Source organism: Psychroflexus planctonicus (assembly GCF_014640195.1).
GTDB classification, from domain to species: domain Bacteria; phylum Bacteroidota; class Bacteroidia; order Flavobacteriales; family Flavobacteriaceae; genus Psychroflexus; species Psychroflexus planctonicus.
Map to the genome: position 1 here is coordinate 11,888 of NZ_BMGM01000011.1, position 24,087 is coordinate 35,974.

General features: G+C 32.8%; 19 protein-coding genes. 8 read left to right on the forward strand and 11 right to left on the reverse strand.

Going from position 1 to position 24,087, the window contains the following annotated elements:
• Window positions 1–31: 31 nt before the first annotated feature.
• The 3 genes from IEV72_RS11540 to IEV72_RS11550 all read left to right on the forward strand — a co-directional run bounded on the left by IEV72_RS11540 (window position 32) and on the right by IEV72_RS11550 (window position 8,890).
• Complete coding sequence (locus IEV72_RS11540; RefSeq protein ID WP_188459276.1) at window positions 32–1,105, forward strand: acyl-CoA reductase; 1,074 nt, start codon at window positions 32–34, stop codon at window positions 1,103–1,105.
• Between the two features lie 182 nt (window positions 1,106–1,287).
• Complete coding sequence (locus tag IEV72_RS11545; protein WP_188459277.1) at window positions 1,288–3,624, forward strand: T9SS type A sorting domain-containing protein; 2,337 nt, start codon at window positions 1,288–1,290, stop codon at window positions 3,622–3,624.
• Window positions 3,625–3,763: 139 nt separating this feature from the next.
• Complete coding sequence (locus IEV72_RS11550) at window positions 3,764–8,890, forward strand: FIDD domain-containing protein (RefSeq protein WP_188459278.1); 5,127 nt, start codon at window positions 3,764–3,766, stop codon at window positions 8,888–8,890.
• 73 nt (window positions 8,891–8,963) lie between these two features.
• On the opposite strand, the gene IEV72_RS11555 is transcribed toward IEV72_RS11550, so the two are convergent.
• Both IEV72_RS11555 and IEV72_RS11560 read right to left on the reverse strand, forming a co-directional pair.
• A complete protein-coding gene (locus IEV72_RS11555; protein ID WP_188459279.1) occupies window positions 8,964–9,386 on the reverse strand; it encodes a rhodanese-like domain-containing protein in 423 nt (140 codons plus the stop codon).
• Window positions 9,367–9,678 (reverse strand): rhodanese-like domain-containing protein, encoded by a 312-nt coding sequence (locus tag IEV72_RS11560; RefSeq protein ID WP_188459280.1) that lies wholly within the window; start codon window positions 9,676–9,678, stop codon window positions 9,367–9,369. The genes IEV72_RS11555 and IEV72_RS11560 overlap by 20 nt, the downstream gene beginning before the upstream one ends.
• 127 nt (window positions 9,679–9,805) lie before the next feature.
• Between IEV72_RS11560 and IEV72_RS11565 the strand changes: the two genes are divergently transcribed.
• The 3 genes from IEV72_RS11565 to IEV72_RS11575 are packed head-to-tail and all read left to right on the forward strand — an operon-like array spanning window position 9,806 to window position 11,503.
• Window positions 9,806–10,258 (forward strand): MarR family winged helix-turn-helix transcriptional regulator, encoded by a 453-nt coding sequence (locus IEV72_RS11565; protein ID WP_188459281.1) that lies wholly within the window; start codon window positions 9,806–9,808, stop codon window positions 10,256–10,258.
• Between the two features lie 2 nt (window positions 10,259–10,260).
• Window positions 10,261–10,899: an NAD(P)H-dependent oxidoreductase gene (locus IEV72_RS11570; RefSeq protein WP_188459282.1), complete on the forward strand. Its 639-nt coding sequence runs from the start codon at window positions 10,261–10,263 to the stop codon at window positions 10,897–10,899.
• A 40-nt stretch (window positions 10,900–10,939) separates the two neighbouring features.
• Window positions 10,940–11,503 (forward strand): YceI family protein, encoded by a 564-nt coding sequence (locus IEV72_RS11575; protein ID WP_308420177.1) that lies wholly within the window; start codon window positions 10,940–10,942, stop codon window positions 11,501–11,503.
• Between the two features lie 78 nt (window positions 11,504–11,581).
• On the opposite strand, the gene IEV72_RS11580 is transcribed toward IEV72_RS11575, so the two are convergent.
• From IEV72_RS11580 to msrA, 6 genes are all read right to left on the reverse strand, one after another.
• Window positions 11,582–12,757 carry a T9SS type A sorting domain-containing protein gene (locus tag IEV72_RS11580; protein WP_188459284.1) on the reverse strand — a complete coding sequence of 392 codons (1,176 nt, stop codon included), beginning with the start codon at window positions 12,755–12,757 and terminating at the stop codon, window positions 11,582–11,584.
• A 102-nt stretch (window positions 12,758–12,859) separates the two neighbouring features.
• Window positions 12,860–14,008: a T9SS type A sorting domain-containing protein gene (locus IEV72_RS11585; RefSeq protein ID WP_188459285.1), complete on the reverse strand. Its 1,149-nt coding sequence runs from the start codon at window positions 14,006–14,008 to the stop codon at window positions 12,860–12,862.
• Between the two features lie 94 nt (window positions 14,009–14,102).
• A complete protein-coding gene (locus IEV72_RS11590; protein ID WP_188459286.1) occupies window positions 14,103–15,938 on the reverse strand; it encodes a CocE/NonD family hydrolase in 1,836 nt (611 codons plus the stop codon).
• Window positions 15,939–16,007: 69 nt separating this feature from the next.
• On the reverse strand, window positions 16,008–16,442 hold the full coding sequence (locus IEV72_RS11595; RefSeq protein WP_194428403.1) for a DUF2141 domain-containing protein: 435 nt from the start codon (window positions 16,440–16,442) through the stop codon (window positions 16,008–16,010).
• Between the two features lie 105 nt (window positions 16,443–16,547).
• Window positions 16,548–17,135: a GTP cyclohydrolase I FolE gene (gene folE, locus IEV72_RS11600; protein ID WP_188459288.1), complete on the reverse strand. Its 588-nt coding sequence runs from the start codon at window positions 17,133–17,135 to the stop codon at window positions 16,548–16,550.
• Window position 17,136: 1 nt separating this feature from the next.
• Complete coding sequence (msrA, locus tag IEV72_RS11605) at window positions 17,137–17,679, reverse strand: peptide-methionine (S)-S-oxide reductase MsrA (protein WP_188459289.1); 543 nt, start codon at window positions 17,677–17,679, stop codon at window positions 17,137–17,139.
• A gap of 128 nt (window positions 17,680–17,807) precedes the next feature.
• Here msrA and IEV72_RS11610 point away from each other — a divergent pair, with 128 nt between their 5' ends.
• Both IEV72_RS11610 and IEV72_RS11615 read left to right on the forward strand, forming a co-directional pair.
• Window positions 17,808–18,491 (forward strand): ABC transporter ATP-binding protein, encoded by a 684-nt coding sequence (locus tag IEV72_RS11610; protein WP_188459290.1) that lies wholly within the window; start codon window positions 17,808–17,810, stop codon window positions 18,489–18,491.
• Window positions 18,481–19,239 carry a TIGR02757 family protein gene (locus IEV72_RS11615; RefSeq protein ID WP_188459291.1) on the forward strand — a complete coding sequence of 253 codons (759 nt, stop codon included), beginning with the start codon at window positions 18,481–18,483 and terminating at the stop codon, window positions 19,237–19,239. The genes IEV72_RS11610 and IEV72_RS11615 overlap by 11 nt, the downstream gene beginning before the upstream one ends.
• 65 nt (window positions 19,240–19,304) lie before the next feature.
• On the opposite strand, the gene IEV72_RS11620 is transcribed toward IEV72_RS11615, so the two are convergent.
• The 3 genes from IEV72_RS11620 to IEV72_RS11630 all read right to left on the reverse strand — a co-directional run bounded on the left by IEV72_RS11620 (window position 19,305) and on the right by IEV72_RS11630 (window position 24,082).
• Complete coding sequence (locus tag IEV72_RS11620; protein ID WP_188459292.1) at window positions 19,305–21,569, reverse strand: aconitate hydratase; 2,265 nt, start codon at window positions 21,567–21,569, stop codon at window positions 19,305–19,307.
• A gap of 371 nt (window positions 21,570–21,940) precedes the next feature.
• The gene (locus tag IEV72_RS11625) at window positions 21,941–23,101 is read right to left on the reverse strand and encodes a hypothetical protein (RefSeq protein WP_188459293.1); all 1,161 of its coding nucleotides are present in this window, start codon (window positions 23,099–23,101) and stop codon (window positions 21,941–21,943) included.
• Window positions 23,102–23,128: 27 nt separating this feature from the next.
• The gene (locus IEV72_RS11630; RefSeq protein WP_188459294.1) at window positions 23,129–24,082 is read right to left on the reverse strand and encodes an AAA family ATPase; all 954 of its coding nucleotides are present in this window, start codon (window positions 24,080–24,082) and stop codon (window positions 23,129–23,131) included.
• Between the last annotated feature and the right edge of the window lie 5 nt (window positions 24,083–24,087).

The window sequence follows — 24,087 nt, forward strand, 5'->3', positions numbered from 1 at the left end:
ATTTTGTTCAAAAATACGCAGAAAATAAGTTATGGCAAAGCCAGATAAGGTGCAAAGCACAATAAATTCGTTAGTGCAATTAGGTAATTCGTTAAATGAATTTCTTCAACAAAACAGAGCTCAAATTCCCGATTTTAAAGATGATTTACATCAGGAATTGCAACAACATATTCAGCTCGCAAAGCACCATAATTCTTGGTTTACTGAAGATGAAATTCTTTTTTGCTTACAGTCTTGGAGCGAAGCCTTAACTGAAAAAAATCTTCATTTTTGGCTAGATCAATACACTTTTAAAGAAAAAATAGCTAAACGGATTGGTTTGGTCTTGGCAGGTAACATTCCTTTGGTAGGATTACATGATGTAATTAGTGTGTTGCTATCAGGAAACCATGTTGTTGCCAAGTATTCATCAAAAGACAAATTACTTATTCATTGGGTTGTAAAATTCTTGATGAGGGAAGACCAATCTTTTGCTAATCGAATAGAACTCACCAAGGACCAATTGAAAAATTTTGATGCCGTAATTGCTACTGGAAGCAATAATACCGCTCGCTATTTTGAATATTATTTTAGAAATAAACCACACATTATTCGTAAAAACCGAAATAGTATTGCGATTTTAACCGGTAAAGAAACCTCCGCAGATTTTGCCAACTTAGCCGAAGATATATTTAGGTACTTTGGTTTGGGTTGCCGAAGCGTTTCAAAATTAATGGTACCCAAAGGATATGATTTTACTTCTTTTTTTGAAGGTTTATTTCATAAAAAAGCTTTGCTACAACATGATAAATACACCAATAATTACGATTATAACAAAGCGGTTTATTTAATGAGCAGCGTAAAATTATTCGATAATGGATTTTTAATTTTAAAAGAAGACCAAGGCTTGTCCTCTCCTATTGGTTGCTTGTTTTACGAATTTTACAATTCGAAATCGGAATTAGAAAATGAGATTAGCAAACAAAAAGAAAATCTGCAATGCGTAGTAGGAAATCCTGAATTTTCATCTCAAATTGATACGGCTTTTGGTCAATCTCAACATCCAGAAGTATGGGATTATGCCGATGGAATTGACACTTTAGATTTTTTATTGAAATTGAATTAACTTCATTGTAGTGTCTTAGCTTATTGGTATATACAATTGAAAGACCTTGATTTTCAACTTCAAATTGAAAATTTGTAAAACTTAAATAAACTATAATATCAAGTTATAAATCTTAAAATTATTAACATCGATAGTTTAAATTTTTCTAATAAATATGTATTTTGCTTGCCAAAATATAAACCATGAAAAACTTTTATCCACTCCTCATTTTATTTTTTCTTTCCTATTTTCAAGCTACTTCACAAATCAACATCAATGACATTGTAAACGAAAATGAGTTTGCTACTGTTTCTTCCTGTGATGATTCTTATTTTATTAATAATGAAAACAATGGTTTAAGTAATAAAAATATTGTCTTTACCATTTGTCCAGATAATGACAACTTGGTAAGTACACTGGATTTTACCACTTTTACAGCTCCAGAAGCGTTTCTAGATTTTATTATTTATGATGGAGATGATATAACCGCAAATGAAATTCCTTACGATGGTTCTGTTTCTTTAGTAACTGCTTCTGATCCTGAAACAAACCCTACAGGCTGTATTACAGTTGCTATTTCATCAACCTTTATTCCTTCTGTGATTAATTCTGAAATAGCTTTTGATGTTGGTTGCCGTGAAATATGTGATATACCTTCTTCATTAGTGAATTTAGAACCTTCTTATTTTAATACCACTTCAGGCTTTTACGAAGTTGGAAATTATATTCCAGTAACTTTTGAAATTGACCACGAAGAATTAGACAATGAAAGCTATACCTATGAATGGGATTTTGGTGATGAAGAGACTACAACAACAAATATACCTTTTGTGCAACACGTTTACACAGAAATTTCAGAATACAATGTACAAGTTACAGTTATAGATCAATTTGGTTGTGAAACATTAAATACAGATTTAGCTAATGTAGAAGTAATTTCAAGAACCAGTGATTCCTGCGCTGATGCACAGCCCTTTTGTGCTGGTGGAGAATTGTTTTTCTTTCCGAATATAAACAATGAAACACCTGGTGGTGCTACATCAGCAGAACCTGGTCCAGATTATGGCTGTTTAGGTATAGAACCTTATCCTGCTTGGTTTTATTTTCAGGTAGACCAAGCAGGTGACTTTGAATTTCTTTTACAACAAAATACAAATGCAGACTTTTCAGGCACAAATTTAGATGTTGATTTTATTGTTTGGGGACCATTTGATACTCCAGCAGGAAATTGTGACAATCTAACTTCAGCTAATGAAATAGATTGTAGTTATTCTGTTTCAGCTACAGAAACCATGATCATACCCAATACGGTTCAAGGTGACTTTTATATTGTTTTAATCACTAACTTTAATACAAACCCTGGCTTTATCAGTTTTCAACAAACCAATGCCGGTGGAGAAAACGCTGGACTTTCAAGCTGTCCTATTTTAAATGAAGAAATAAGTTTGTGCAATGGAGATGAATATACCATCATTCCTTCTATACCTGCTAATGTTGTTGATAACCAAGTAAATTATACTTGGGAAATTTTTAATGAAACTACTCAAGCATTTGAAATTATCCCCGATGAAAATGATTTAAGCATCACTGTACAAAGTCCAGGTGGAACTTTTAAACTTACTGCTAGCAATCCCATTACAGGTTCTTTTGTTGAAGGAACAATAGTTGTAAATTATTTCGAAACTCCTTCTTTTCAGTCTAGCATTGAAAACCTAGTGCTTTGTGAAGAAGATTCAAATAACCTGGAAGTAAATTTAAATCAAGCTGATTTTACAGTCGAAGGAATAAATGAAAGCCAATTATCTATTGCTTTTTATGCAACAGAAACAGATGCTTTTAATGGATTAAATTCAATTGCAAATCCTTCCGCTTACCAACCACAAAATCAATCTGAAACAATTTTTATACGAGCTGAAAACAATTTATCTCAGTCTTGCTATTCTATTTCAAGTTTTGAAATTATAAATAACTTTCCTGAAATTACAATTCCTATCGAACCACTCTTAGATTGTGATGAAGATGCTACAGGAACAGCGACTTTTGATTTAACTAGCTTTGAAGATGTCATTTATCAGAATTTAAATCCAAGTGATTTTTCAACAACTTATTATGAAACTCTAGAAGATGCAAATACGCAAGAAAACCCAATAGGTAACCCACAAGATTATGCTGCTATAACAGGTATAACTCCTATTTTTATTCTTGTAGATAATGGTGATTGTTCAACAACTTTGAGTGTGGAAGTTAATGTTAATCCAAATGATGTTTCTTGTGAAGGCATTGGCACGGAAAGCTTTAGCCAACAAGTAAAATTCTATCCAAACCCTGTAACATCCATTTTAAAAATAGACTATTCATCTTTAACACCAATTGAAAGCCTAAAGATTTATAACATCAACGGTCAGCTTATTTTTCAGCAGAAATATAATAGACTTCAAAACTACTTAGCATTAAACTTCTCAGATTTTGCTACAGGTATTTTCTTTGTAGAAATTGACAATGGTATTGAAAAAGCAGTCAAAAAAGTAATTAAAATTTAATGCTAACTCAAAAATGATGAGTTGTTCATTACCAATCTGCATTCCTTAAAATTTAAAAAATGTAAACGCTAAATTTTATTAAAGATTTAGCGCTCTTATAAAACTAAAATCTTGTAAATTAGGCGACAAATTATTTACCATGAAAAAAATATACTTTATCCTTATTGTTTTCTTAACAGTTTCTAGCAATTATGGGCAAAATTTTAACTGGACATCAGACTTTAATGATACTGACCAATTAAACACTTGTAATGCTACTTTAGCCCTAAACAACAACGATGGCAACTTAAGCAATCAAGAAAAAACGCTAACTATTTGCCCTGACGATCCGAATGAAGTGATTACCTTAGAGTTCATTAGCTTTAGTTTAAATACCACTTTCAGCACCTTAGAGATTTACAATGGCGACAGCACCAACTCACCTTTGGTATTTGAATATGTAAGCGATGCTATGCCGCCCAACCCTACTTATATTGCATCTAATCCAAGTGGGTGTATCACCATCAAATTTACTACAGTTTTTATTCCTAGTATTATCAATATTGGTTTTGGAGCTCAGTTTGTATGTGGAGATCCCTGCCAACAAATTTTTCCAGAAGTTGACATCGATGGAAATACAACTTGTGAAGTTTCAGATGATGTTCCCTTTTACAGAGCAAACGAGTTACTAACATTTACGGGTTCAGCTTTAACTTCAAATAATTCACCTACAAGCGAATTGAATTTTGAATGGGAAATTGATGGAGATGATTATAGTGGAGAAACCGTACAACTTTCTTTTGCTGATGTAGATGAAATTGATGCTAGCTTAACCGTTACCGATTTGCAAGGTTGCCAAGAAAGCATCGATTTTGAGTTTGAGATTAGAAACGATGTTTTAAACATCAATGAAGTAGATGATGAATATACTTTAGACGAATTGGTTTCAGATGTATTTATTTCGGGAGATTGTGCTATTGTAGATAATATTAATTCACCTAACAACTTAAATATTTATGATTCAAATAGTCAAAGTATTGGGTACTTTTCAAAGAATTGTAGTGATTTTCCTTTCGAAAATGGAATTGTAATTGGTTCTGGTAATATTGAAGGTGTAACAACTCAAGCTGGAAATTCAGGACAAGGTTGGCCAGGAGAAGATGAATTAGCAACAATTGCAACAGGAGACCCTAATGTAGGAACTAGTAACAATGCAACAGTAATTGAATTTGAATTCAGTTCTTACGAAGATGAAATTAGCTTTAATTACATTTTTGCTTCAAATGAATATGGAGGGACAAACAGTTTCGTTTGTAATTTCGCGGATACCTTTGCTTTTATTTTAAGTGGACCCGGAATTAATGACAGCAATCTTTATAATAACGATGCAAACCCCAACACACCTGCTATAAATTTAGATTTAGGTGGACTCAACATAGCTACTATAGATAACGGTAGTGGTAATGGCTTAATCCCTACTACTCCTACCAACATTCACCCGAATCCAAATTGTCCTACTGGTAGCCTAGGAGAGTTTGCTGTTTCTAGTTTATACAACCAGAACAATCCACCCTACCATATTTTAGGAGGAGAAACCCAAGTACTTACAGCTACTGCAAATGTAATTCCTTGTGAAGTATACACTATGAAAATTATGGTAGCCGATTATGGCGATAGCGCTTTCGATTCTTACGTATTTTTAGAAGGTGGAAGTTTTAACTTAGGAGCAAATTTAGGAGACGATATTTTCTTTACCGATACAGAACCCTTATTTGAAGGCGATGTATTTAGTGCTGAAGCTTTCGAAGGCAGCTTAGGTGGTGCTTGTAATTTTACAATAGAATGGTACAAAGATGGTGAGTTAATTGATGGAGAAACCGAATTAACTTTAGACATAACAGAAACTGGAAATTACGAAATTTTCATTATTAGTGAAGAAGATTCCACTTTAGCCAATTGCAATAGCAGCGATTCTATTTATGTGGAATTTATTCCTGTGCCTGACCCAGATAATATAGAAGATATACAAGATTTATTAATCTGTCAACCTCCTGTAAATGAATTTGACATTAACTTAAGAACAAATGATGCATTTGTTTTAGGGAGTCAAAATCCAGCTAACTTTAATGTAGATTATTTCCTATCGGAAGCTGATGCCAACGCTGGCACAAACGCTATTGCTAATCCTGAAAATTTCTCCTTAAATGCAAGTGAATTACAAAATGAAAATATCACCATTTGGATTCGTGTAGAAGAAGCACTAACAGGCAATGCACAAAGCTTTGTTACTTCTAGTTTTGAAATTGGTATTTCTGAACCTAACCTAGATTTTGCAATTCCTGATTTAAATGGTTGTGCTATCAATAATTCTAACGTAGGCGTATTTGATTTAACGCAAGCAGAAACAACCATTTACCAAGAAAATAGCGCTACTGGTTTTAATGTAAGTTATTTTACAACCGAAACCGATGCCTTAAACAACACAAATGAAATTGAAAACCCAAATGCATACGAAAGCAGTGGAGCTACAGAAACAATTTGGGTTAGACTTTCAAGCACATTCGATGAAAGTTGTTTTGATGTAACTTCTTTAGAAACTGAAATTTATTTACAGCCAGAAATCAATCAATTAACAGATTTGAGTACTTGTGGAGATTTCTCTGGAAGTCAAAGTTTCGATTTAACTATCATTACACCAACATCAGTAAATACTCCAGATCCTAGTATCACTTTATTGAGTTTTTACAATAATGAAGCCGATGCCATTGCAGGACAAAACCCAATAACTAATAATCTTGCAACTTATCAATTACCAAACGGAATAGATTCTCAAGACATCTTTGTAAGACTTGCCAATAACGATGCAAACGGAAATTGCTTTACAGTTGAAAGCTTTAATTTAAGCATCAATAATGTTGAGATTGCTAATGAAATTAATGACATATTTTTCTGTAGTAGTATTGCTTCACCTATCTATATCTTAACCGCACAAAATAATAGTATTCTAGGAGCAAATCAAGTTATAGAAAATTATACAATTAATTACTTTACAAGCCAAAGTGATGCAGATAACAACGTAAATGCCATTTCAAATCCTTCAGGCTACCCCTTGCCTAGTGGAGTAAGTTCACAAGATATTTTTGTAAGAATTAGCAATAATGATGATGTAAACTGTTATGAAACTACAAGTTTTGAAATTGGCAGATACATTATACCACAAATATCTTCAATTCAAGATTTAAGTGTGTGTGGAGATTTTAGCAACACCCAAACTTTCGATTTAACTACTAACAATGAGAATACGGTTAACACTCCAGACCCTAACATTGTTGAAGCTAGTTATCATACTAGTTTTGTTGATGCTATCAATGATTCAAACGCAATAAGTTCAGATTTAACTTCGTATCAAATGCCTATCGGATTAGATGAACAAACTATTTACCTTCGTTTAGAAAACAATCAAGAAAATGGAAATTGCTCAGCTGTTAGCAGTTTCAACTTAAAAATTAATAATGTTGAAGTTGCTAATGAATTAGATGATTTACTTTTTTGTCCAGACGATACTTTGGCAATTCCTGTATATGATTTAACCGCTCAAAATGAATTCATTCTAGGCGAAAATCAAAATGAAACAGATTATGTAATTACCTACTTTACTAACCAAAATGATGCAGATAACAATACGAATAGTATTCCAGACCCTTCAAGTTATATGCTTAATGCAGGTGAATTAACCGAAGATGTTGTTGTCCGAATTAGTAATGTAAACGATGTAAACTGCTATGAAACTGCAAGTTTTCAAGTTGGTGAATTTGTTTCTCCAGAGTTGAACAATCTAGAAAATCTAAGCCAGTGTGGTGATTTCAGTTATACCCAAATTTTCGATTTGACAATAAATAATGTAAATACAGTAAATACACCCGACCCCAATATTATAGAAGCTAGTTATTATACCAATCAAGTTGATGCTGAAGATGGAATTAATTCCATAGATTCTAATTTAACAGCCTATCAATTGCCTGATGGAATAGATGATCAGACTATTTTTATTCGTTTAGAGAATAATGAAGAAAATGGTGGTTGTTTTCAAGTGGGCCAATTTACTATTAGCTTAAATAACGTAGAAATAGCCGAAGATTTAGATAATTTGGTACAATGTGAAGAAGAAGAAGTTGCTCAATTTCCTATTTTTGATTTAACACAACAAATTCCTTCCATTTTAGGCATCAATTCTAGTGCAGATTACACTATAAGTTTTCATTTAAGTGAAACCGATGCTGACGACAATATTTCTCAAATAGCAAATCCAACTGGATTTCAGCCTAATGTTACCAATCAAGAAATCTGGGTTAGAATAGAAAATAACAATGATGCAAGCTGCTTTGCTACTTCTAGTTTTCAAGTTGTAAGTCAAGAGTTAGCAGATGTAAATCTAACAATAGATGATATTTCAGTTTGCGATAATACCAATAACAGCGGCTTTTACGATAATTTTGACTTTAACGTACTAATCCCTGAGATTAATAATTTGAATTTATCTGATGTAAACATCAGTTTTCATGAAAGTTTGAGTGATGCACAAAATGCTACAAATGCCATTACAAGTCCGTATACCAATAGTCAAGCTTTTTCACAAAGCATTTACGTTCGCGTTGAAAATGGAACAGAACTAGATACTTGTGAGCGATTTACAAGTTTCGATATTTTTGTAAATACACTTCCAGACATCACACTTCCTGACGAACCCTTATTAGATTGTGATGAAGATGCTACAGGTACAGCAACATTCGATTTAACTAGTTTTGAAGCTATTTTGTTTGAAAATGCCAATCCAGCTGATTTTACAATTGCTTATTATGAAACTCAAGAAGATGCTGATAACCAAGTAAACCAGATTGCAAATCCAGTAGAATATTTTGCAAATTCTCCTTTAACCAGTATTTATATTGCTTTAGATAATGGCGAATGTCCGATAACTGTAAATGCAACTTTGAGTATTGACCCAAATAACGAAAGTTGTGAAGGAATTGGTGTAGATGATTTCAGCCAGCAAATTCAGTTGTATCCCAATCCTGTTCGTTCAATTTTACATATAGATTATTCTGCTGTAACACCTATTGAAAGCCTAAAAGTTTTCAATATGAATGGGCAACTTGTCTCAAAACAAAATTACAATAGATCGCAAAATCACATACAATTGGATTTTTCAGAATACGCAGCAGGCATCTACTTTGTTGAGATTAGCAATGGAAACCAAATAGACATTCAAAAAGTAATAAAAAAATAAATGGAATAGGCCAGTATAAAAAAACTCGTTAGATATTGTTCTAACGAGTTTTTTATTAAATCAATATGAGTGATTACATTTCAAGGTTCACCTCATCAGATTTTAAAATCAACAAATCGTCGTGTTCCCATTTTTCAAGCCCGCCTTCTAATTCGTAAATTTTAGAAAAACCTTGTTCTTTTAAAACTTGGCTACATTCTTTACTTCTTCTCCCCGTTCTGCAATACACGGCAACAGGTTTAGATTTATCAAGCTTTAATATATTTTCTTCAAAGTCAGCATCAAAAACAATACTTTGTGCGCCTTTTAAATGCTTATCTTGAAAGTCTTCAAAAGAGCGTACATCTATTAGCTGAACACTATCGGAAAGCAAAAGCATTTCCATTTCATCAGATGTTATTACTTCTACTTGCTGATTACCTAAATTACAAGATGTAATAAAAACAGTCAAACAAAATAAGAGAACTAAATATACTTTACTTTTCAATACTTCCATCCCACTCTATTATGCCAGTTGCTAAATTATTTACATCTTTAAAACCCATGTTTTCCATTACCTGACAAGCCATTTCACTACGCCTTCCTGAACGGCAATAAATGTAGTAAGATTTGTCTTTATCAAGTTGTTCTACACTAGAAGTAAATTCACTTGGGTTTTGTATGTTTATGAGCTTTGCATTTGGAATATAACCTTCTGCAAATTCGCTAGGAGTTCTAACATCAATAATTTCTGAATTAGAATTACTTTCAAAACCTTGTTTCCACTCCTTATTATCTAAGTTTTTCATGTACATATTTTTTACAAAAATACTAAATTATACTACAATTACTTAATGTTTTCATAAGAAGAAAATTAACATAACAATATGATTGTTGTATATACAATAGTATACATTTGTACCTACAATAGTTGTAATGAAAATCGAAGAACAAATACAGACTAAAAAAAAATTACCCTTGTATAAACGTGCATTAATAAATACAATTTATACAAGTAACTGGATTACAGATGAAATGAATTCTGTATTAAAACCCTTTGACATTTCAACACAACAATTTAATGTTTTAAGAATTTTAAAAGGGCGTGAAGGCAAAGCCACAAACCTTTCTACTATACAAGAAAGAATGATCGCCAAAAATAGTAATACCACAAGACTCGTGGATAAGCTGATTAAAAAAGGCTTAGTAGAAAAACAAATTTGCGAAACCAATAAACGCAAAGTTGAAATATACATTACGCAAAACGGTATTTCTTTTTTAGATAAAGTAAATCTTTCTGTTGAAGATAGAGAAATTGAGATTACACAATCTATGAATAAAGAAGAACTCGAAAATTTAAGCAATTTATTAACCCAATTAAGAGCATAACTATGACAAATGTAGATTATTTAGACCAGCTAAAGTGGAGATACGCCACTAAGAAATTTGATACCAATAAAGAATTAGCTGAAAAAGATTTAGAGAAACTTTTAGAAGCAATTCGTCTTTCTGCATCTTCTTACGGTTTACAACCATACGAAGTGTATGTAATTAAAGATGAAGAAACCAGAAAAAAATTACATCCTGCAGCTTTTCAGCAACCACAAATTTTGGATGCATCTTATTTACTTGTTTTTACAGCCATCACCAAAATAGATGAAGCATATTTAAATGATTATATCGATAATATTGTGGAAACAAGAAATATGAAAAAAGAAGATTTAAGCGGCATGAAAGATATAATCATGAATGCAGTTATAAGCCAATCTGATGAAAATAAAACAGAATGGGCAAAGAAGCAAGCTTATATTGCATTGGGAAATTTATTATCGGCTGCAGCGCATTACCAAATAGATGTTTGCCCTATGGAAGGATTTGACCCAAGTCAGTTTGACGATATTTTAGGTCTTAACCAAAAAAACAGAGCAACAGCTGTAATTGCAACTGTAGGTTTCCGACATAAAGATGACGGTTTACAGCATGCGGACAAAGTAAGAAAATCTAAAGAAGAATTATTTACCAGAATATAAACACAAATAACAATAATAATTAAATTAAACACTTATGAACATGAATGGATTAAAAGGCTTAGTTGCCACAGCAGTTATCGCAGTACTTGGATTTTCTAACGTACAAGCACAAGAGAAAGTAAATATTAAAGATAGCCAAGTGAAATGGGAAGGTGAAAAATTAACCGGCTCACACGACGGAACTATCGATATGAAAGAAGGTTTCTTCCTGATGGATGGAAAAGAATTAGTTGGTGGAGAATTTGTAGTAGATATGACTACAATAAATGTAACTGACTTAGAAGGTGACAACAAAGCAAAATTAGAAGGACATTTAAATTCTGATGATTTCTTTGGTGTAGATAAATACAAAACTTCAAAGTTTGTAATTAACACGGTAGCCAAGAAAGGAAATACTTATGGTGTTTCAGGAACCTTGACCATTAAAGGCAAGTCAAATCCTATTGCATTCGATTTGGATATGAAAGATGGAAAAGCAACTACTACCGTTAAAATTGATAGAACTAAATACGATATCAAGTATGGTTCTGGAAGCTTTTTTGACAACTTAGGAGACAAAACCATCTACGATGAATTTACCTTAATGGTAAACTTAAACTACTAATTTAGTAGATTTAAAATAAAAAAGCCATCCTGATTGTATAATCAGGATGGCTTTTTTTTATACTTAAAAATAGCTCACTTACTGCTTAATCAATTTTAGGGTTTTGGTATTTCCTGAATTGGTTAATATCTTAAGCATATACATTCCTGAACCCAAATTAGCCGTATTAATTTCAATTTCGTTTTGCTGACTTACATTCATTTCTTTGATTAATTTACCAGAAATTGTAAATACAGAAAGCGTTTTTACATCAGCGTTTCCAGTTTGTATGTTCCAGTTTCCTTTTGAAGGATTTGGATATACTTTTAAATCACTAAATTCAATATTTTCTGTAGACAAAGTCACAAACATATAGGAAGAATTTTCACGATCGAAAGTAACATCGTAAAAACCTGCTTCATCAACAACAATATAATCTGCTGAATCTAAGTCTAAATCTCCCGTAGGAAATGTGCTTCCACCCCAATTGGTTTCCCAACTTTGGTTTTGTCTAAATTTCAATTCTCCAGGTTGAAGTTCAATACTACTTAGCATATAAATTGCTCCGTTTGAAGAAGACATTGCAATTTCAGGAGTTGAATTTTCATCGGTAGAAGTTTCATTTAAAGCTGAACCCACAATACTAATTTCAGGAATATCAAAAGAAAATGTCAAGTTTTCATGATCAAAGGTAACTTCATAAAAACCTGATTCAACTTCCACAGGTTGAGTATTAAAAATCAAATTTCCACTTGGAAAGATATCACCGCCATAAATATCATTTTCCATTATATATGGATGAATATTTACTGAAAACCAACCCAAAGCATCATAAAATTGCGTTACGGGATAATTAAAAACTTCGTAATCTGTAGTATTCAGTTTAAAACCTATAGGATTGCTGGTATTAAAGGTATTAAATGAAACTTGCGGATAAGATTCGAAATAGTAAGTATTGGTATTCATGTCTACATACAAGTCATAAAATCCTTCTTCAATTATAATATCAGATTCAGCAAGTTCTCCACTTGGAAAGGCCGTTCCACCATAATTTATATCTATATCTTGCTCTTCATAAAATCGAAGATTCCCATCTAATAATTCAAGCCCTAATTTATAATAGGTTCCATCGCCATTATCAATTAGGCTTATATTTGGTATTGGATCTGGATTAGTCCACCAAGATGGAATTGCCGAACCTGCTATGAACATATCTTGAGAGTGAGAAGCTAAAAAACTAAACAAAATTAGTAAGGATACATAAAATTTTTGCATAACAATTAATTTAGAATTTAAAGTTAAGCATTAATTTTTAAATTGAATTTAATAAAAAAAGCTGTCCAGAAGACAGCTTTTTTCAACAAGTTTTATTTAATGCTATTGTTTAATCAATTTAAGGGTTTTGGTATTTCCTGAATTGGTTAATAGCTTAATCATATACATTCCTGAACCCAAGTTAGCCGTATTAATTTCAATTTCGTTTTGCTGGCTTACATTCATTTCTTTGATTAATTTACCAGAAATTGTAAATACAGAAAGCGTTTTTACATCGGCGTTTCCAGTTTGTATGTTCCAGTTTCCTTTTGAAGGATTTGGATATACTTTCAATGCATTAAATTCTGCATTAACTGTAGATAAAGTTACAAACATATAACTTGAATTTTCACGATCAAAAGTAACATCGTAAATTCCGGCTTCTGCATTAATATTATCAGAACCATTAAAAACTAAGTCACCCGATGGAAAACCAGTACCACCCCAGTTGGTATTCCAACTTTGATTTTGTCTGAATTTTACTTCGTCATCAAAAAATTCTTGAGAGCTTAGTGTGTAAATATTCCCATCTGTAGAAGTCATTAACACATCTGGTGTTGGGTTGTCTCCAGGCCATTCTGAAACACCAGGCCCAACTAAACCAACATCTGGAATGTTAAATGAAAAATCTAGAGTGGTTAAATTGAATTCAACTTCATAGTAACCTGCTGTAACAGCTATAGGATTTCCGTTCAATACCAATGTACCAGAAGGAAAATCGTCGCTTCCATAGACATCTCCATTTGAACTTTCAAAAGTAACTGTTCCATCTACAAACTGATTTACAGAAGCTTCATAATTTTCGCCATCAGCAGTAGAAAGGTCGATAGCTTCACTTAAAGCACTTCCCGTAACAGAAATTTCTTCAAATGTACCTACATCTGTAAATGTATAAGTATCGTTATTCAAATCCAGAACAATGTCGTAAACTCCAGCTTGCACTGGAATATCTCCACCTGTAATCGATCCAGAAGGAAAATTGTCTCCACCATAACTAACATCCCAAGCTTGGTCTTCTCTAAATTTAGCTGGACCAGTAGAAAGCGTTAACGCATCTATACTGTAAGTTCCATCACCATTGTTAGTCAACATGATATCTGTTGGGTTTTCGTCACTTGGCCAACCATCGGCCGCTGGACCCACAATGCCTATTTCCTGAGCTTGTGTAAAGCCAAAAGTGAAACATAATAAAATAAGTAGTAATTTTTTCATCATAATATATTTTTAAGTTTGCCTAAAATTATTGATAATATGATTCTTAAATTACTATTTATTCAAAAAGTTATCAATACGAAAACGTTTTCGCTTATTCATTTAACACCTGAAATTGGATAAATGAGTCGTTATACACCCGATGTGTCTGTGTTTTGTAGTCTTCTTCTTTGGCTTCAAAAATATTTTCAACAAAGGTTTGCGGGTTTCTATCTACATACGGAAACCAAGTGCTTTGTACTTGAATTTGTAATTTATGTCCTTTTTTGAAGGTATGGTTAATGTCTTGCAAAGTTAAATCTACTTGCGTTTTGGTATTCGGTTGAAAGGCTTCTGGTTTATCAAAAGTATTTCGGTATTTGCCACGTATTACTTCACTTCTTACCATCATGTGGTAATTGCTCATGCTCAAATGGTCTTGCATGCTTTCTGTATCTTCTGCATCGTGTGGGTGCACATCAATTACTTTTACAATCCAATCGGCATCGGTTCCTGTGGTAGCTACTTGTAATGAAGCTAAAATTTCACCAGACAATTTCATGTCTTCTTCTAAAACTTCCGTTTCATACACCATTACATCTGGTCTGCGAGCCGCAAAACGCTGATCGTCTGTCATGTACTTTCTTGGCGTAAAAGTGACTTTAATGTCTTCTGTAAATGGAACCGGTTTAGTAATATCACTCACAAATTCTTGGTAGGTTTCTGTTGAAGCTGTTTTGCTTAAATTTTGATTTTCACCTAAATAAAAAGTAACTTCTTCTGCTTTGGCCGGCGGCCAATTTTCATATTCATCCCAAGAGTTAGAACCGGTATCAAAAACAAGTGCTTCTGGCAAATCCATTTCACCTTCATCTTTTAGGAAATGATTGAAAAATTTGGCTTCCACTTCTTCTTGATAATACTGCGAAAGGTCATCGCCAAAATAAATATTCCCTACCGATTGACTTTTACTCAATCTGGCCCAATCTCCATGACTCCAAGGACCAAAAACCATCATATTGAAGTTCTCGCTGTTTTTTTCTAAGCTTTTATAAATTTCAAATGGACCATATAAATCTTCAGCATCAAATAAACCACCTACCGTCATCACAGCTGGTTTTACGTTTTTCATATGTTGAATTAATCCGCGTTTTTGCCAAAATTCATCATAATCTGGGTGTTCTTTCAGTTGTTGCCAAAACACATTGTCTTCCTTATAGTATTCATCTAAATTACTCAATGGACCAATATCCATAAAAAATTGATAGGGATCTTTTGTGCCGATATCTGGAATGTTGTACCAAGATGAAGCTGTGGGTTCATCTTTCATATAACCAAAAACTGATGTAGCTATCCAATAACTCAATAAGTAAGCGCCATTGTGATGAAAATCGTCAAAATAAAAATCGCCAATTGGAGCTTGTGGTGAAGCGGCTTTGAGAGCAGGATGATCTGATAAAACCGACATGGCTGCGTAATGTCCTGGGTAAGAAATTCCCCAAGTTCCTACTTTACCATTATTATTGTTTACATTTTTTACTAACCAATCTATAGTATCGAAAGTATCTGAAGCTTCATCGGTTTGTTTTTTCTTTTTATTGGGAATGTAGGCGCGCATATTGTCGTAAACACCTTCACTCATCCAGCGACCACGTACATCTTGATAAACAATAATATTACCTTCTTTCATTAAAGTTTGGCTTGGCCCGATGTTTCTTCTAAATTGATTTTCACCATACGGACGACTGCTGTAAGGCGTTCTTTGAAGTAAAATTGGATATGCTTTGGTTTTATCTTTTGGAGAGTAAATCGTGGTGTGTAATTTAATACCGTCACGCATTTCAATCTGCACTTCTTGTTTGTTATAATGTTCTGAAACAACGAAGTTTTCTTGTGCATTTGCATATAAGAAAAAACCTACAAATGCAATTAATAATCCTATTTTATTCATCTTTAAAAATTAAATTTCGACTAAAATAGTAAAAAGCAATTTGTAGGTTTTCTGTTAAGATGTATTTAACTAGAAATTTAGGTTAATAACTTGCGTTTCATCTTTAAATTCAAATTTTACTTGTTCCCAATTGGGTGGTCCCATTTGATTTGGAGTTCCAGACATGGCGTAATCTTCTATTGGCATTCCATTTTCATTGAAGTCCATTTGCTGGTTAGCATTGATGTCGTGGTAGGCGGTAACAGCATAAAATCTGTAAGGAATAGCATCAAAAACAAGTTCAATACTGGAATCTTCTCCTACTTCTACCTTAGTAGATTTGAAAAAGTTACGCGTCATAAAATCTTGTTTTTTGTTGTAAATAGCAATGTAAATCACTCCTTTGTTATTTACATTCACATTGCTCAACTGTAATTTCATTTCACCCGTGTTTTTGGTAGAAACTGGGTTTTGAACTAAATTAAAAGCCATAAAAAAGGCAATACATAACATTGTTTTCATCATACTGTTTTTTAAGTTATGAAACGAAAGTAACGTAAAGCCTAAGTGCTAAATAGTAAAAAAGGATGAACTGTTGAATAGAAAAGATGAATTGAAAATAATCGAAATTTACTTACCGATTAACCTTAAAAATTCATTTCTGGTTTCACTTTTCTGAAATTCGCCACGAAAGCCAGATGTAGTGGTAGCGGAGTTTTGTTTTTGAACACCCCGCATCATCATACACATGTGGTGTGCTTCAATTACCACAGCCACTCCTTTTGGTTCTAAAGTGGTATTGATGCATTCTAGAATGTCATGCGTTAATCGCTCTTGAACTTGCAAACGTCTGGCAAATACATCTACAATTCGTGGCAGTTTACTCAATCCAACAATATGACCGTTTGGTATGTAAGCAATATGTGCTTTTCCGAAGAATGGTAGCATGTGATGCTCGCAAAGCGAATACAACTCGATGTCTTTTACAATAACCATATCGTCATACTCTTCAGGAAACATTGCAGAAAGCAAAATTTCTTTCGGATTCATCTCGTATCCCTGAGTTAAAAATTGCATGGCTTTCGCTGCGCGTTCTGGTGTTTTAACAATACCAGCCCGTTCTGGGTTTTCTCCAACTGAATGTAAAATAGATAAATAACTATCTTTTATCTCTTCTGTATATTCTTGGGTGTATTCTTCAAGTATCTTGTAAGACATCTTAACTATTTTTAATTAATAAGTGTTGAAATTTTTTTCGTAAAGTTGATAATTTAGGTTCGATGATTAATTGACAATACCTAAATTCAGTATTGCGCTGGTAAAAATCTTGATGTTCTTCTTCTGCTTTATAAAAAGGAGAAGCTGGAGTTACTTCGGTAACAATTGGATTATGATATACATTTTCACTTTCTATAGAAGTTATTACGTTTTCAGCAATTTGTTTTTGCGTATCATTTTTATAAAAGATAGCGCTTCTGTATTGAGTGCCTACATCGTAACCTTGTTTATTTAACGTGGTGGGATCATGCGTTGCAAAAAAAACGTATAAAATTTGTTCGTATGAAATTACATCTTCATCAAAAAAAATCTGTATGGCTTCAGCGTGACCTGTTCGGCCCATGACTACTTCTCTATATGGTGGATTTTTAATAGTTCCGCCAGTAAAGCCTGAATGAACTTCTTTTACGCCTTGTAATTGTAAAAAAACTGCTTCTGTACACCAAAAACAGCCGTTTGCTAAAATTGCCTCAGATAAAGCCATATTTATTTTTGATATTTGTTGAACAAAACTATGTATTAATTAAACAAATAATATTCATTTAACGTATAATTAGCAGCAGAAAAAAGGAATTGATTTTATACCTTAGCGAAATCTAAATTAGCTTACTTATGATAAAAGCTCAGCAAATTAATAAGCATTACAAAGACCTACAAGTTCTAGATAATGTAGATTTACATATACAGAAAGGTGAAATTGTTTCGATTGTAGGAGCTTCGGGAGCTGGAAAAACCACTTTATTACAAATATTAGGAACCTTGGAAAAGGCGGATGAGCAACCAAATCCAACTATCGAAATAAATTCCATTCATGTAACTAAATTGAATGCTAAGCAACTGGCTTCATTTAGAAATGAACATATTGGATTTATTTTTCAATTTCATCAGTTATTACCGGAATTTACGGCTCTTGAAAATTGTTGTATTCCAGCTTTCATCAAAAAAACACCCAAACAAGAAGTCGAAAAAAGAGCTAAAGAATTACTTTCATTTTTAGGTTTATCAGGCAGAGAAAACCATAAGCCCAACCAGTTAAGCGGTGGAGAACAACAGCGTGTGGCAGTTGCAAGGGCTTTAATTAATGAGCCTTCGGTGATTTTTGCAGATGAGCCCAGTGGCAATTTAGATTCTGCTTCTGCTGAACATTTACACAAACTATTTTTTGATTTACGCGATCAATTTGGTCAGACTTTTGTAATTGTTACGCATAATGATGATTTGGCGAACATGGCTGATCGAAAATTAGAAATGTTGGATGGAAAAATAATAAAACACAATCAAAAGATTGAATCTTAAGGAATTAAAAACTTTTCTAGATAGCAAAGCTGAAATTTACAACCAACCTAAATTTATAGGCACTGACCCCATACAAATGCCTAGAAAATTTGCTTTAAAAGAAGACATTGAAATTTCAGGTTTTTTAATCGCTACTATTGCTTGGGGAAATCGAAAAAGCATTATCAATAACGGCGAAAAACTACTTTCCATCATGGGAAATTCTCCCTTTGATTTTGTAATGAATTATAAGTTGAAATCGCCTAAATATGAATTTGTTCACCGCACATTTAACTCAACAGATTTACATTATTTTTTTCAAGCGCTTCAACATATCTACCAAAATCACGGAGGTTTAGAAGCTGTTTTTGAAAGGCATCAAGATGAACAATTTTTAATGCCAGCTATTTATAAATTGAAGCAATTGTTTTTTGAACTTCCTCATGAAACAAGAACCGAAAAACACATTAGTAATCCGTTGAAAAATTCTGCATGTAAACGCATTAATATGTTTTTACGTTGGATGGTAAGAAAAGACCATAACGGAGTTGACTTTGGAATTTGGGAAAAGCTTTCACCTGCAAAACTTTCTTGTCCGTTAGATGTACATTCAGGTAAAATTGCAAGAGAATTGAAGCTTTTAAATCGAAAACAAAACGATGCAAAAGCCGTTTTAGAATTGGATAAAAAACTTAGAAAATTAGACCCAATTGATCCTGTGAAATATGATTTTGCTCTATTTGGCTTAAATGCTTTCGAAGATTTTTAAATCTACTGCATAAAAAAACCGCTGCTTAAAAAACAACGGTTTGTATCTTTAAAAATAAAACAATTTTACTTGTTCATTTTTTTAATCATATTTAAAGCTGAACCTTCTTTATACCAACCAATTTGTGTTTCGTTGTAGGTGTGGTTAGCTTTAATGGTATCTTTTGTTCCATCAGCGTGAACAACTTCAATAGTTAAAGGCTTGTCTTCAGCAAAATCCTTCAAATCTATAAAGTTGAATGTATCATCTTCTTGAATCAAATCGTAATCGTCTTCATTTTGAAAAGTGATACCTAACATTCCTTGCTTTTTCAAGTTAGTTTCGTGAATTCTAGCAAAAGATTTCACTAGTACTACACGAACACCAAGATGTCTTGGTTCCATAGCAGCATGCTCACGAGAAGAACCTTCACCGTAATTGTGATCTCCTACCACAACCGTTGGAATGCCTTCTGCTTTGTATTGACGTTGTGTTTTAGGTACCGCATCGTACTCACCTGTAATTTGACTTTTTACAAAATTGGTTTGTTTATTAAAAGCGTTTACTGCACCAATCAAACAGTTATCAGAAATATTATCTAAATGACCGCGGTATTTCAACCAAGGTCCAGCCATAGAAATATGGTCTGTTGTACATTTTCCGTGTGCTTTAATCAATAGTTTAGCACCGATTAAATTCTCACCATCCCAAGGATCAAAAGGTTCAAGTAATTGAAGTCGGTTAGAATCTTCGGCAACTTTTACTTGTACGTGGCTTCCGTCTTCTTCTGGTTTTACGTAACCATTTTCTTCTACATCAAATCCCAATGGTGGAAGTTCAATTCCTTTTGGAGCTTCTAATTTTACTTCTTCTCCGTCTTCATTGATCAATGTATCATTCATTGGGTCAAAATCAAGACGACCTGAAATTGCAATAGCAGCAACCATTTCTGGTGAACCCACAAATGCGTGTGTATTCGGGTTTCCATCAGCACGTTTTGAAAAGTTTCGGTTAAAGGAATGAACAATGGTGTTTTTTTCATCTCCTTTACGGTCACTTCTATCCCACTGACCAATACACGGTCCACAAGCATTGGTAAATATAGTTGCACCAAGATCTTCAAATACCTTTAATAATCCGTCGCGTTCTGCTGTAAAGCGAATTTGCTCTGAACCTGGATTGATTCCGAAGTCTGATTTTGGTTTCAATTTTTTATCTACCGCTTGTTGTGCAATAGAAGCTGCTCGGGTTAAATCTTCGTAAGAAGAATTGGTACAAGAACCAATTAAACCCCAATCAACTTTAATAGGCCAATCGTTTTTCTTGGCTTTTTCTCCTAATTCTCCAACTGGAGTTGCCAAGTCTGGCGTAAAAGGTCCGTTTAAATGTGGACGTAAAGTTGAAAGATCTATCTCAATTACTTGATCAAAGTATTTTTCTGGATTATCATAAACTTCTTGATCTCCAGTTAAGTGTTCTCTAATTTTATTGGCTTCATCTGCAATATCATTACGATCTGTGGCTCTTAAAAAGCGTTCCATAGAATCATCATAACCAAAAGTAGAAGTGGTTGCTCCAATTTCGGCTCCCATATTACAAATGGTTCCTTTTCCTGTACAAGATAAATTTTTAGCGCCTTCACCAAAATATTCTACAATACAACCGGTTCCACCTTTCACCGTTAAGATTTGCGCCACTTTAAGAATAACATCTTTTGCTGCCGTCCAACCTTGTGGGTTTCCAGTAAGTTTTACACCGATAAGTTTTGGAAATTTTAATTCCCAAGGCATTCCTGCCATAACGTCAACGGCGTCTGCTCCTCCTACTCCAACTGCAACCATTCCTAAACCACCAGCATTAACAGTATGTGAGTCTGTTCCAATCATCATTCCACCCGGAAATGCATAATTTTCTAAAACTACTTGGTGAATAATTCCTGCTCCTGGTCGCCAAAAACCAATTCCATATTTATTGGAAACTGACTCTAAAAAATCAAATACTTCGTTAGAAGTTTCGTTGGCACGTTCTAAATCTTTTTTTGCTCCTTGTTTAGCTTGAATAAGGTGATCGCAATGAACAGTTGTAGGAACCGCTACTTGTTCTTTACCAGCTTGCATAAATTGCAAAAGAGCCATTTGAGCAGTAGCATCTTGACAAGCGATACGATCTGGTGCAAAGTTCACGTAATCCTTACCACGTTCTAATTTTTTAGATGGATCTCCATCCCATAAATGTGAATATAAAATTTTCTCTGAAAGGGTTAATGGTGTTCCAACTGCTTCGCGTGCTTTTTTTACACGCTCGTCCATTTGTTGGTACACCTTCTTGATCATATCAATATCAAATGCCATATAATTTATTTTTTTGTAAGTGACCACAAAAATACAAAATTGCTAGCATTTTTAAAGTATCTCTAAATTTATCATAAAAACTAAAAATTAATAAATAAGAGACTTTATTTCTTTAAAGATTTTGATGAATCATCATTCTAAATTATATATTTTACGAAATTGACATTTTACAGAGACAAGCTATCGTATTAAAAATAAAAAGAAGTGTAATTTAGAGTGGTTTTATATAATTTGTATTGATAACAAGAAAATTTAATTCTGTAAGGTTTTTGAGATTGCAATTTAAATTCTAAAAAAATTACTATAATCACTTTAGCTTCAAAATTTTAAAGTTGATTTGAAATCTTTAAGTAATATTAAACCAAACTTTATTAATTGAGTTGGCTTGGAATGTATTCTAAACCAATATTTAATAAAATTTCATCACCTTCTTTAACAATAATGCTGGTAGGATAATTCATATCGTTATAATCATATTCAAAAGTCTTGGTTTCGGTACCGTTTAAAGTATATTTAACAGGATTATTTTTATTAATATATTTCAAATTTGGCAAAAATTTTAAGATTTCACGTAAAGGCTCATCTAAATACAATAAACCACCAACATCAACTAAATGAGAAACATTAGCATTTTCTGCTAGAAAAGGATTGTATGTGTGAAAATTGTTTTTTTGATCATATTCAATATTCAAAATATTGTCGTCATAACTAATTTCTATAAGGTTACCAGATTCTGAATAATCAAAATATATGGAATTAGTTTCTTGTGTATTTACATTTGTATAAATAGTACTAGTCAACCTACCTTCATAATCTAAAGTATATTCGACATTTTTTTCAAATTGTAAAATCTCTTCACCTAGAAATTCATTAATATGTTTATTTGTTAATGTGTATGAATTTGATGTGAAGTTATCATACCCATATTTATAGTAAACATCGAATCCATTCCTCCAGATAATATTATCAAATAGTCCATTTGGTGAATAAGATATTTGCGCAGAACCGTAGTAACCACTAGCGTTCATAACTGTTCTTAAATTACCATTCGAATTGTAATAATAAACGTAACCTGTCCCATGATAATGATTTGTTTCTAACAGTTTTTCAGTTAAATTTTCATTTTCATTATATTTTAGGTTTATCATCGTATCTCCAAAAAAGTATTTCGTCAATAAAAATTTCCCATTACTTTGTGTTGTAAATGAATCTGATATTGATACTAAATTGTTGTTTATATTTTTGAATTCTAGCCTTATATTGTATTCAGTAGAAGGAGATAAGTTTTCTAAGTAATATTCTTTAATTGAAATTTGGTCATCGACTAAACTTTCGTTTACATACAATGAAAAATAAGTATCATCTAACATATTCTCTTCGTTTAATTCCCAAATTATATCTGCAGATGTAGCTCCAATATTTTGCACATTAATTTCGAAAGAGTTATCTAAATTTATTAGATTATTTTCATCGTCGGAACAGGATATACTTAACAATATTACTAATATTAGAAGTAATTTTAAATATTTCATAATTTACTTTTCATAAATATACAAAAATTAAAGCAGTTTACTAATAATCTCTTCGATGCTTAATCCTTCAGCTTCAGCTTTATAGTTTTTGAGTATGCGGTGTCTTAGAATTCCAGTAGCAACTGCTTTTACATCTTCAATATCTGGTGAATATTTTCCGTTGAGAGCTGCATGTGTTTTAGCACCAATAATTAAATTCTGTGAAGCTCTAGGACCCGCTCCCCAATCTACAAATTCTTTAACTAAATCTGTTGCTGAAGCTTCATTAGGGCGAGTTTTAGCTACTAAACTTACAGCATATTCAATTACGTTATCTGCAACAGGAATACGCCTTATAAGCTGCTGATAATTTAAAATATCTTGGCCTGTAAATAATGGGTTGATTTGATATGTAATATCTTGAGTAGTTGCTTTAACTACATCTACTTCTTCCTGAAAACTTGGATAGGTTAGTTTTACGGCAAACATAAAACGGTCTAATTGTGCTTCAGGCAATGGATAAGTTCCTTCTTGTTCAATTGGGTTTTGAGTTGCTAAAACAAAATAAGGTTTTTGTAAAGGATAATTTTTACCACCAACTGTAACCGCTTTTTCCTGCATAGCTTCTAATAAGGCAGCTTGAGTTTTGGGTGGAGTTCTATTAATTTCGTCTGCTAAAACAATATTTGAAAAAACAGGTCCTTTTAAAAATTTAAAATTTCGTTGCTCGTCTAGAATTTCTGAACCAACTATATCGCTAGGCATTAAATCTGGCGTAAACTGAATACGCTTGAAATCTAAGCCTAAAGTTTTAGAAATGGTATTTACCAAAAGTGTTTTTGCTAAACCTGGCACACCTATTAACAAGGCATGTCCGCCAGAAAAAATAGAATTTAAAACTTGGTCTATTACAGCTTCCTGGCCTACAATTACTTTCGCAATTTCAGCTTTAAGCGCTTTGTTTTTTTGTACAAGTTCATCTATTAGGGCAACGTCTTTCATAAGTT

Excerpts from the sequence above, each read along its gene's own strand:
- IEV72_RS11540 (WP_188459276.1), top strand. The coding sequence starts at position 32 with ATGGCAAAGCCAGATAAGGTGCAAAGCACAATAAATTCGTTAGTGCAA.
- IEV72_RS11545 (WP_188459277.1), top strand. The coding sequence starts at position 1,288 with ATGAAAAACTTTTATCCACTCCTCATTTTATTTTTTCTTTCCTATTTT.
- IEV72_RS11550 (WP_188459278.1), top strand. The coding sequence starts at position 3,764 with ATGAAAAAAATATACTTTATCCTTATTGTTTTCTTAACAGTTTCTAGC.
- IEV72_RS11555 (WP_188459279.1), bottom strand. The coding sequence starts at position 9,386 with ATGGAAGTATTGAAAAGTAAAGTATATTTAGTTCTCTTATTTTGTTTG.
- IEV72_RS11560 (WP_188459280.1), bottom strand. The coding sequence starts at position 9,678 with ATGAAAAACTTAGATAATAAGGAGTGGAAACAAGGTTTTGAAAGTAAT.
- IEV72_RS11565 (WP_188459281.1), top strand. The coding sequence starts at position 9,806 with ATGAAAATCGAAGAACAAATACAGACTAAAAAAAAATTACCCTTGTAT.
- IEV72_RS11570 (WP_188459282.1), top strand. The coding sequence starts at position 10,261 with ATGACAAATGTAGATTATTTAGACCAGCTAAAGTGGAGATACGCCACT.
- IEV72_RS11575 (WP_308420177.1), top strand. The coding sequence starts at position 10,940 with ATGAATGGATTAAAAGGCTTAGTTGCCACAGCAGTTATCGCAGTACTT.
- IEV72_RS11580 (WP_188459284.1), bottom strand. The coding sequence starts at position 12,757 with ATGCAAAAATTTTATGTATCCTTACTAATTTTGTTTAGTTTTTTAGCT.
- IEV72_RS11585 (WP_188459285.1), bottom strand. The coding sequence starts at position 14,008 with ATGAAAAAATTACTACTTATTTTATTATGTTTCACTTTTGGCTTTACA.
- IEV72_RS11590 (WP_188459286.1), bottom strand. The coding sequence starts at position 15,938 with ATGAATAAAATAGGATTATTAATTGCATTTGTAGGTTTTTTCTTATAT.
- IEV72_RS11595 (WP_194428403.1), bottom strand. The coding sequence starts at position 16,442 with ATGATGAAAACAATGTTATGTATTGCCTTTTTTATGGCTTTTAATTTA.
- folE (WP_188459288.1), bottom strand. The coding sequence starts at position 17,135 with ATGTCTTACAAGATACTTGAAGAATACACCCAAGAATATACAGAAGAG.
- msrA (WP_188459289.1), bottom strand. The coding sequence starts at position 17,679 with ATGGCTTTATCTGAGGCAATTTTAGCAAACGGCTGTTTTTGGTGTACA.
- IEV72_RS11610 (WP_188459290.1), top strand. The coding sequence starts at position 17,808 with ATGATAAAAGCTCAGCAAATTAATAAGCATTACAAAGACCTACAAGTT.
- IEV72_RS11620 (WP_188459292.1), bottom strand. The coding sequence starts at position 21,569 with ATGGCATTTGATATTGATATGATCAAGAAGGTGTACCAACAAATGGAC.
- IEV72_RS11625 (WP_188459293.1), bottom strand. The coding sequence starts at position 23,101 with ATGAAATATTTAAAATTACTTCTAATATTAGTAATATTGTTAAGTATA.
- IEV72_RS11630 (WP_188459294.1), bottom strand. The coding sequence starts at position 24,082 with ATGAAAGACGTTGCCCTAATAGATGAACTTGTACAAAAAAACAAAGCG.